General features: G+C 46.0%; 2 protein-coding genes. Both read left to right on the top strand.

Annotation, left to right across the window (positions count from 1 at the left end):
* Positions 1-173: 173 nt before the first annotated feature.
* Positions 174-395, top strand: a complete 222-nt coding sequence (locus E1181_RS31105; RefSeq protein ID WP_000763367.1) for a TraR/DksA family transcriptional regulator — start codon at positions 174-176, stop codon at positions 393-395.
* Entirely contained in the window at positions 392-940 is a 549-nt protein-coding gene (locus E1181_RS31100) for an ead/Ea22-like family protein (protein WP_001289873.1), read from the top strand. Before E1181_RS31105 ends, E1181_RS31100 begins: the two co-directional genes overlap by 4 nt.
* Positions 941-1324: the final 384 nt, after the last annotated feature.

Here is a 1324-nt window from a genome sequence, read left to right as displayed (position 1 = left end):
ACGCTGATGGGATTCACACCGACTCATTTAAGCCTGGCAATCGGCATGTTAAACGGCGTCTTTAAGGAACGATGAACATGAAAAGCAAAATCATCAGGGAGCTACAGGCTCCTTTTTTATTATTCGCATTCACCCTCAAGCGTATTAACCAACAGTTCAGGGATTAATGAAAGATGGCAGACATCATTGATTCAGCATCAGAAATAGAAGAATTACAGCGCAACACAGCAATAAAAATGCGCCGCCTGAACCACCAGGCTATATCTGCCACTCATTGTTGTGAGTGTGGCGATCCGATAGATGAACGAAGACGCCTGGTCGTTCAGGGTTGTCGGACTTGTGCAAGTTGCCAGGAGGATCTGGAACTTATCAGTAAACAGAGAGGTTCGAAGTGAGCGAAATTAACTCTCAGGCACTGCGTGAAGCGGCAGAGCAGGCAATGCATGACGACTGGGGATTTGACGCAGACCTTTTCCATGAATTGGTAACACCATCGATTGTGCTGGAACTGCTGGATGAACGGGAAAGAAACCAGCAATACATCAAACGCCGCGACCAGGAGAACGAGGATATTGCGCTAACAGTAGGGAAACTGCGTGTTGAGCTTGAAACAGCAAAATCAAAACTCAACGAGCAGCGTGAGTATTACGAAGGTGTTATCTCGGATGGGAGTAAGCGTATTGCTAAACTGGAAAGCAACGAAGTCCGTGAAGACGGAAACCAGTTTCTTGTTGTTCGCCATCCTGGGAAGACTCCTGTTATCAAGCACTGCACTGGTGACCTGGAAGAGTTTCTGCGGCAGTTAATCGAACAAGACCCGTTAGTAACTATCGACATCATTACGCATCGCTATTACGGGGTTGGAGGTCAATGGGTTCAGGATGCAGGTGAGTATCTGCATATGATGTCTGACGCTGGCATTCGCATCAAAGGAGAGTGAGATCGGTTTTGTAAAAGATAACGCTTGTGAAAATGCTGAATTTCGCGTCGTCTTCACAGCGATGCCAGAGTCTGTAGTGTCAGATGATGACCGTACTCAAACATCGGGTTGAGTATTATCTTACTGTTTCTTTACATAAACATTGCTGATACCGTTTAGCTGAAACGACATACATTGCAAGGAGTTTATAAATGAGTATCAATGAGTTAGAGTCTGAGCAAAAAGATTGGGCGTTATCAATGTTGTGCAGACCCGGGTAGATGAACGAAGACGCCTGGTCGTTCAGGGTTGTCGGACTTGTGCAAGTTGCCAGGAGGATCTGGAACTTATCAGTAAACAGAGAGGTTCGAAGTGAGCGAAATTAACTCTCAGGCACTGCGTGAA

Source organism: Saccharopolyspora terrae (genome assembly GCF_004348435.1).
In the GTDB taxonomy this organism is placed as follows: Bacteria; Actinomycetota; Actinomycetes; order Mycobacteriales; family Pseudonocardiaceae; genus Saccharopolyspora; species Saccharopolyspora endophytica.
This window is presented reverse-complemented; position numbering and strand designations above follow the sequence as displayed.

Excerpts from the sequence above, each read along its gene's own strand:
- E1181_RS31105 (WP_000763367.1), top strand. The coding sequence starts at position 174 with ATGGCAGACATCATTGATTCAGCATCAGAAATAGAAGAATTACAGCGC.